The sequence below is a fragment of the Kitasatospora sp. NPDC057518 genome (assembly GCF_042802075.1).
Taxonomy (GTDB): Bacteria; Actinomycetota; Actinomycetes; order Streptomycetales; family Streptomycetaceae; genus Kitasatospora.
Map to the genome: position 1 here is coordinate 1 of NZ_JBHVEU010000448.1, position 7,400 is coordinate 7,400.

General features: G+C 76.4%; 6 protein-coding genes and 1 pseudogene. 3 read left to right on the forward strand and 4 right to left on the reverse strand.

Translation table 11 applies throughout. The annotated features are described in order from the left end of the window. Positions 1-165 precede the first annotated feature (165 nt). A complete protein-coding gene (locus ACFU7Z_RS32710) occupies positions 166-561 on the forward strand; it encodes a hypothetical protein (RefSeq protein WP_049658815.1) in 396 nt (131 codons plus the stop codon). Positions 562-722: 161 nt separating this feature from the next. Next, positions 723-1,382, forward strand: a complete 660-nt coding sequence (locus tag ACFU7Z_RS32715; RefSeq protein WP_380781502.1) for a transcriptional regulator — start codon at positions 723-725, stop codon at positions 1,380-1,382. 38 nt (positions 1,383-1,420) lie between these two features. On the opposite strand, the gene ACFU7Z_RS32720 is transcribed toward ACFU7Z_RS32715, so the two are convergent. After that, complete coding sequence (locus ACFU7Z_RS32720; RefSeq protein ID WP_380781504.1) at positions 1,421-1,963, reverse strand: hypothetical protein; 543 nt, start codon at positions 1,961-1,963, stop codon at positions 1,421-1,423. A gap of 239 nt (positions 1,964-2,202) precedes the next feature. Next, positions 2,203-3,426 (reverse strand): ROK family protein, encoded by a 1,224-nt coding sequence (locus ACFU7Z_RS32725; RefSeq protein WP_380781506.1) that lies wholly within the window; start codon positions 3,424-3,426, stop codon positions 2,203-2,205. 349 nt (positions 3,427-3,775) lie between these two features. On the opposite strand from ACFU7Z_RS32725, the gene ACFU7Z_RS32730 reads away from it, so the two are divergent. After that, the gene (locus tag ACFU7Z_RS32730; protein WP_380781509.1) at positions 3,776-5,548 is read left to right on the forward strand and encodes a SpoIIE family protein phosphatase; all 1,773 of its coding nucleotides are present in this window, start codon (positions 3,776-3,778) and stop codon (positions 5,546-5,548) included. Between the two features lie 111 nt (positions 5,549-5,659). Here the strand turns inward: ACFU7Z_RS32730 and ACFU7Z_RS32735 are convergent, their stop codons facing one another. Further along, positions 5,660-6,868, reverse strand: a complete 1,209-nt coding sequence (locus ACFU7Z_RS32735) for a trans-sulfuration enzyme family protein (RefSeq protein ID WP_380781511.1) — start codon at positions 6,866-6,868, stop codon at positions 5,660-5,662. A 214-nt stretch (positions 6,869-7,082) separates the two neighbouring features. Continuing rightward, positions 7,083-7,400: pseudogene (locus ACFU7Z_RS32740) on the reverse strand (hypothetical protein); the annotation flags it as partial.

Here is a 7,400-nt window from a genome sequence, read left to right on the forward strand (position 1 = left end):
TCACCCCGCGGACGGCACCGCGGGGTGAACGCCCGGATCCTTCCCGCACAAAACTGACGGAACATCACATTCCGCTGGAAGCAAAGACTTTCCCAACGGTTCACGCAGTCTTCCGGAACCTCCGCACGACGGACCGGCGTTGATAGGGGCGGGAGGGATAGAGACATGACAAGGAAGCCGTACCGTCTGGCCGCCACCACGCTCGCACTGCTGCTCGCGGCCCCGTTGTTCACCGCGTGCGACGCCGACCAGGCCCTGGACTGTGGAAAGCGGGCGATCAGCCTCACCGGCGACGTCCAGGACCTCGCGGATTCGGCGATCAACGTCGGGCAGATCACCGACGAGAGCCGCCGCAACCACACCGTCGAGGCCTTGCGGAAGGTCGCCGACGACACCAAGAAGATCCGCGAGGGCAACGGGGACAAGATCGACGCGGCCGCCGACCGGCTCTCCAAGGCCGTCAACGACGCCATCGACCGGGTCTCCAAGGGCAAGCAGCCCGACTTCAAGCCGATCACCGACGCTGCCGGCGAGATCGGGAAGGCCTGCGCCGACTCCTGACGCACGGGGGCACCGCCCGTCTCCCCGCTCCACCAGCTCCCGGCCCGGCGCCGCCCCGGCCGGGAGCCGGTCCCCGCCTCGGGCCCCGGCCTGTCGTCGCCGCACCGGCACCGCCAGGCGGTAGGAATGGCACCGGACCGAACCGCACCCCGGAGGCACCGGTGAACCACCCGATCCTCGACCAGATCCAGCACCTGCGGGCCGCATTGGCACCCGGCGACACCGCTCCCGCGCTGGTCACCGCGCTCGGCGACGGCACCGCGCCGCGCTCGGCGCTGGCCGAACTCGCCGTCCAGCAGCACCGGATCATCCGCTCCGACCGCCGCAGCCTGCTGCTGCTCGCCGGCCGCACCGCGGACCGGCCGGTCAGCGCCTGGTTCGCCACCCTGGCCGAGGGCGAGAGCGCCGCGCTGCGCACCCTGCCCGCGCTCGGTGCCGCCGTCGGACTCGACCACGGCGCGCTGGAGGCCCACCCGCCGCTGCCCGGGTGCCAGGCCTACCCGCACTACCTCGCCTGGCTCGCCCTGAACGGCGAGCCCGCCGCCGCGGCCGCCGCGCTCGTCGCCAACTTCGCCGCCTGGGGCGGCTACTGCGCCACGATCGCGCAGGCGCTGCGCCGCCAGTACGGCTTCTCCGACGAGTCCTGCGCGTTCTTCGACTTCTTCGCCCAGCCCGCGCCCGAGCTGGAGCAGCAGGCCGCCGACGCCCTGGGCCCGGACCGGCTGGACGAGCCGACCCTGGCCACCGCACACGAGTACGGGCTGCTGCTCCAGGCCTACGAGCACCTGTTCTGGGACACCCTGGGCGTCATCGACGCCTGAGGGCGAACCCGTCCGGTCCGCCCCGGCGCCGGGAGGCCTCAGGCCTGCCAGTGCGGCTTCCCGCTGACCATCCGGCAGTAGATCACCCGGCCGCCGGCCTCGTGAGTGCTCTTGCCCAGGTCCGCGTTGCGGCAGAACTGGCCCGCCTCGTAGCAGTTGCCCGCGTTCGAGCGGATCTCGCATCCGGCGCCGGCACCGGCCGCCGCCGCGGGGGGCTCCGGGTCGTTCGGCGGCTGGGCCGTGGTCACCTTCGGCTGCGGCGCCTTGGTGGCGGGCGGCTGCGCGGGGGCGCTGGGCTGGCCCGGAGGGGCCGCGGGCGGGGGCGCGGCCACCGGTGCTGCGGGCGCCGGCTGGGCCGGCGGGGTGCTGGCCGGGGCCGCCGGCGGGACCGCCGCGGCGGGCGTCGCCGGCGGGGTGGTCGCCGCGGGGGTGGTGGCGGCGGCGGTCGGCGTGGCCGAGGCCGTGGCACCGCCGTCGGCCGCCGACGGGTCGCAACCCGTCAGCGCCAGGCCGACGGTGAGCACGAGTCCGGCGAATCCGGCCAGGCCGGCCCGACGGCGACCGGGTATCCGTGAAGGCATGGGAGGAGAACGCTCCGTTCCGTTTGGATGAGTCGTGCGATTGAAGCAGGAATCGCACACGTACTGTCCACCGAATCCCCACTCGTTGGCAGATCGAGACCTTCCGGTCACCGACCGTCGCCACCCCGCCCGAACCCCGCCCGAATCGCGTCCGCCGACCGGCCGCCCACCGGCCGCCCGCCGACCGCTCCCGCCCCGTCGACCGTCCGACCAGACCGGCCGTCAGCGCGGCCCCGCAATCACCGCAGCCCCGCCGTCCGGCGCTCGAACACCGCAGGGCGGGCGGTCTCCAACGCCGTGGCGACCGCGCCGAGGAGCACCGCCTCCTCCCCCAGGAGGCTCGGCGCGAGCGTCGGCCGCATCGGGGCGAGCCCGTGCAGGGCCTGCTCCAGCGGCTCCAGGAGCAGGTCCGCGCTGCTGCCGATCCCGCCGCCCAGCACCACCAGGTCCGGGTCCAGGACGGCCGAGAGCACGGCCACCGCGTAGGCGAGCCGCTCGGCCTCCCGCTCCACCGCCCGGACCGCCGCGGGCTCCCCGGCCCGGGCCCGCTCGAAGACCTGCTTCGCCGTCAGCTGCCGCGCCGCGGACTCCCCGTCCAACCCGAAGTCCCGGGCGGCGCGCACCACGGCGTCCGCGGCGGCGTCCTGCTCGATGGTCGCGGGCGGCTCGCCGAGCCTCCCGGACAGCGGCACCAGGCCGATCTCGCCCAGCCCGCCATGTGCGCCGAGCAGCAGCTCGCCGTCCTTCACCACGCCCAGCCCGAGCCCGGTGCCGACCAGCAGGTAGGCGAACATCCGGCTGCCCCGCCCGGCGCCCAGGGTGTACTCGCCGAGCGCCGCCAGGTTGGCGTCGTTGGCCACCGAGACGGCCGTCCCCAGGCCCTCGCCTATCCGGTCGAACAGTCCCGGCCTGTCCCAGCCCGGCAGGCTGTTGGCGTAGCGCACCCCGCGCCGCTGCTCGTCCCACACCCCCGGGGTGCCGATCACGGCGTGCACGATGTCCCCGGCCGCCAGGTCCGCCTCGGCGATCGCCTCGTGCGCGGCGGCGACCACGGCGTCGGCGACGGCGTTCGCCGAGCGGCCCCGGTTGGCCACGTCCCGGCGGGCGACCACCGTCCCGGCCAGGTCCGCCACCGCCACCCGCAGCCGGGCCCGGCCGATGTCCACGCCGAGCACGTGCCCGGCCGTCGGGTCGACCTCGTACAGCACGGCGGTGCGGCCGCGCTCGGGGGCCAGCCGCCCGGCCTCCCGGACCAGTCCGGCCCGCTCCAGCTCGGCCAGCGCGGCCGAGACGGTCGGCTTGGACAGACCGGTGTCCCGGGCCAGCTGGGCGCGCGTGGAGCCGCCGCCGGTGCGCAGCAGCTCCAGCAGCAGCCACTCGTTGTTGCTGCGCAGCCGCTGCCGGTTCCACGGCACCCCGGGGGCCCCGGCCGCCGGGCGACTGGTCGGCTGGTGGGGGCTCATCGGGTTCCTCCGGTCTGGGTCTTCGGGCGCGGGTCGGTACGGCCGGGTCGTACGTCCGGGCCGGTGCGGCCGAGTCGGTACGTCCGGGCCGGTACGGCCGGGTGGGCCCGGCCCGGGCCGCGGCGTCCGGGGCGGGCGCCGCCGCCCAAGTATGACCGGTGATCATCCGGTGTTCGCCTGCCGTATCCCCCGGTCCCACCCACGCCTCCCCACCACCTCCCCACTCCCCCACGGCCTCGCCGCCGGCTCCGCGCGGAGCCAGCCGGACCCCGTTACAGCACCGTCTCCGACCGGTCAACGTTTCACCCACTTGTGGGCGTGCCGCGCCCGGGCGCGTGATCATGGGCGTATGCACTTCCGGCACGGCAACCGAGCAGAGGGGCCGCGGCCCGCGTCACCGGACTCCCGGTCCCTGGCGGCGACCGCGGCCGCCCTCGCCGCACGGCTCGGCGCCTTCACCAGTGGTGACAGCGCCGGCGGTGGCAGCGCCGGCGGCGAGGGCCCGGGCGACGATCCGGAGCGGCTCCGCGAGGTCCTCGCCGCCGCCCCGGTCGGCGTCGCGCTGCTCGACGAGCGGCTGCGCTGGCAGTACCTGAACGCGGCCTTCACCACCGCCACCGGGCTGCGCCGCGCCGACCTGCTCGGCCGCGCCGCCGGGGCCACCGCCTTCGCCGGGGCCCTCGGCATCCTGCGCCGGGTCCTCGCCGACGGGCTCGCCCGCGAGCACGCCACCGGCGGGCCGGACGGCGCGGGCGCCCCCGTACCGCCCGGCCTGCGGGTGCGCTACCGGGCCCTGCGGCACGCCGGGCGGACCACCGGCGTGATCGTCGTCGTGCTGGACGACCCCGACCCGGCCCGCGAGCAGCTGCGCGAGCTGGAGCGGGCCCGGGCCCGGCTCGCCCTGCTGGACGCGGCCACCGAACGGATCGGCACCACCCTCGACGTCGGCACCACCGGCACCGAGCTCGCCGCCTTCGCCGTCCCCCGGCTCGCCGATCTCGCCACCGTGGACGTGCTGCCGCCCGCGGTCGAGCCGGCCCGGGTCGGCCACGGCGCGTCCCAGCGGCTGCACCGCGTCGGTGCCCGGGCCGTACCCGCGCTGGCCGACGCCCTCGCCGAGCTGCCCCGGCCCGGCGAATCGATCCGCCACCGGGAGGGCTCGGCCGCCGCGCGCAGCCTGGCGGGCGGCGTCGCCGTGCTCACCGAGCCCGGGTCCGAGGACTCCTGCCCGGCCGGGACCGCCTCACTGCTGGTCCTCCCGCTGGCCGCCCGGGGCCGCCTGATCGGGCTGCTCACCCTCGGCCGCACCGCCGCCGGCCCGGCCTTCACCCCCGACGAGGCCGCCCTGCTCGGCGATCTGGCCGCCCGCGCCGCCACCGCCCTCGACAACGCCCGCAGCTTCGCCCGGTCCCAGGGCATCGCCCTGGAGCTCCAGCGGGCGCTGCTGAGCGAGCCCGGCAACCCCCACCAGAACCTCTCCCTCGCCTCCCGGTACCTTCCGTCCGGGAGCTCCTCGGTGGTCGGCGGCGACTGGTTCGAGACGGTCCGCCTGCCGTTCGGGCGCACCCTGCTGGCGATGGGCGACGTCATGGGGCACGGCGTCGAGGCCGCCGTCGACATGAGCCACTACCGCTCCGCGCTGCGCGACCTCGCCGGGATGGACCTGCCCCCGCACCGGATCCTGCGCCAGCTCGACAACGTCATCTCCGCCGACGACTCCGCCCGCCCGGCGACCTGCCTGCTGGCCCTCGCCGACCCGGGCCGGGGCCGCTGGACGCTCTCCAGCGCGGGCCACCTGCCGCCCGCCCTGATCGCCCCCGGCCGTCCGACCGAGCTGCTGCGCGTCCCCACCGGGCCGCCGCTCGGCACCGGCCTCGGCGGCTACGAGCAGACCGCCCACCCGCTCCTGCCGGGCCAGACCCTGCTGCTCTACACCGACGGCCTGGTCGAGCGCCGGGACGAGGACATCGACGCCTCGCTGGAGCGGCTCGCGGCCCTGCGCCTGCCCGCCACCGGGAACCTCGACGAGTTGCTCGACGCCGTCCTCCACTCCCTCGCCCCGCCCCCGGCCGCCGCCGAGGACGACATCGCCCTGCTGGTGGCGCGCCCCCGGCAGCGCTGACGGGCCGCCGCGCGCCGGTCCTCACCGCGACAGCCGCCCGGCCCTGACAGCCCCTCGGCCCGCACCTCCCCTACACTCCGCCCGCGCCTCCCCCCGCCCCCGCACCTCCGCTCACACCTTCGCCAGCGCCCGCCGGACGTCCGCCCAGATGTCCTCGGGGTGCTCGATGCCCACCGACAGCCGCACCGTCCCCGGCCCGATGCCCGCCGCCGCCAACTCCTCGTCCGACAGCTGCCGGTGGGAGGTGCTGGCGGGGTGCAGCACCAGGGTGTGCACGTCGCCCAGCGACGGGGCCAGCGAGGCGAGCCGGACGGACTCGGTGAACGTCGCGGCCGCTTCCCGGCCGCCGGCCAGCTCGAAGGCCAGGACTCCGCCGTGGCCGTCGGGCAGCAGGCGGCGGGCGAGGTCGTGGTCGGGGTGGGTGGGCAGGCCCGGGTAGTGGACGGCGGTGACCGCGGGGTGGGCGGCGAGCCGGCCGGCCAGGTCGAGCGCGGTCTCGCACTGGCGGCGGACCCGCAGGGCGAGGGTCTGCATCCCCCGCAGGGTCAGCCAGGCGGCGAACGGGTCGGCGGCGGCGCCGAGTTCGAGCGAGCGCCGCCAGACCCGGTGGTGCAGCGCCGGGTCGGCGAAGACGGCGATCCCGCCGAGGACGTCCGAGTGTCCGCCGAGGTACTTGGTCACGGAGTGGATCACGATGTCCGCGCCGTGCTCGATCGGGCGGCACAGCAGCGGGGTCGCGAAGGTGTTGTCCACCACGCTCACCACCCCGGCCCGCTTGGCGACGGCGATCAGCCCGGGCAGGTCGGTGACCCGGGTGGTGGGGTTGGAGACGGTCTCCAGGAACAGCACCCGGGTGTTGGGGCGCAGCGCGGCCGCCACTCCGGCCGGGTCGTCGCCGTTCACGTAGCCGACCTCGACGCCCCAGCGCTCGGTGAGGTCGGTCAGCGCGCCGACGGTGCCGCCGTACAGGCTGCGCTGGGCGATCACGTGGTCGCCGGCGCGCAGCAGGGCGAGCAGCGCGGTGTTGATCGCCCCCATGCCGGAGGCGGTGGCGAGGGCGCCGGCGCCGCCCTCGAGTCCGGCGACGGCCTGCTCCAACGAGCGGACGGTGGGGTTGCCGAAGCGGTTGTAGAAGAAGGCGCCGTCCGGTCCCCCGTGGGCTCCGGCGAGCGCGTCGCCGGTGTCGAAGGCGAACAGGTGGCTCTGGTGCAGCGGGACGCCCAGCGGACGGCTGCCGGTGACCTCGGTGAGCGGCGGGTGGACGACCCGGCTCTCGGGGCGCAGCTCGTCGGGGGCCTCGTGGGAGTGGTGGTCGCTCATGGCGTTCATCCTCGGGCGGTCCCGGCGCCCGGGCCATGGCCAATCGCCGTCGAGTGGCCTGCCCGGGCGGTCGTTCCGGCCCACCGCCCGGAGGCGGTGGCGACGCCCGGGTCGCGGCGGCGGGTGGTTCCCGTCTACGACGGGTGGCTCCCGACCACGGCGGGTGGCTCCCGGCGGCGGCGAGAGGCTCCCGACGCCTCGCGGCTACTCGCGGCTACTTGCGGCGGCTGAAGATCCGCTTGGCCGCGTAGACGATCCCGACGATCAGCAGCACCACGAACAGGATGATCAGGATCACCACGACCAGCAGGAACTTGCCCAGCTTGGCGAAGAAGCCCGACTTCTTCTTCTCCTCCTTGGCGAGGTTCGCGGCCTCGGCGGTGGAGGCACCGGAGGCGACCGTGGTGACGGAGGCACCGGAGGCGGCGCTCGCCCCGGTACGGACCTCCGTACCGGCGTCCGCGGTGGAGGCCCCCACGGCCGCCCCCGGGTTCGCGGCGGCGGCCGCGACGGTTCGGGGTGCGGCCACCGC

Coding starts and splice junctions, on each gene's coding strand:
- ACFU7Z_RS32725 (WP_380781506.1), bottom strand. CDS start 3,426: ATGAGCCCCCACCAGCCGACCAGTCGCCCGGCGGCCGGGGCCCCCGGG.
- ACFU7Z_RS32730 (WP_380781509.1), top strand. CDS start 3,776: ATGCACTTCCGGCACGGCAACCGAGCAGAGGGGCCGCGGCCCGCGTCA.
- ACFU7Z_RS32735 (WP_380781511.1), bottom strand. CDS start 6,868: ATGAGCGACCACCACTCCCACGAGGCCCCCGACGAGCTGCGCCCCGAG.
- ACFU7Z_RS32720 (WP_380781504.1), bottom strand. CDS start 1,963: ATGCCTTCACGGATACCCGGTCGCCGTCGGGCCGGCCTGGCCGGATTC.
- ACFU7Z_RS32710 (WP_049658815.1), top strand. CDS start 166: ATGACAAGGAAGCCGTACCGTCTGGCCGCCACCACGCTCGCACTGCTG.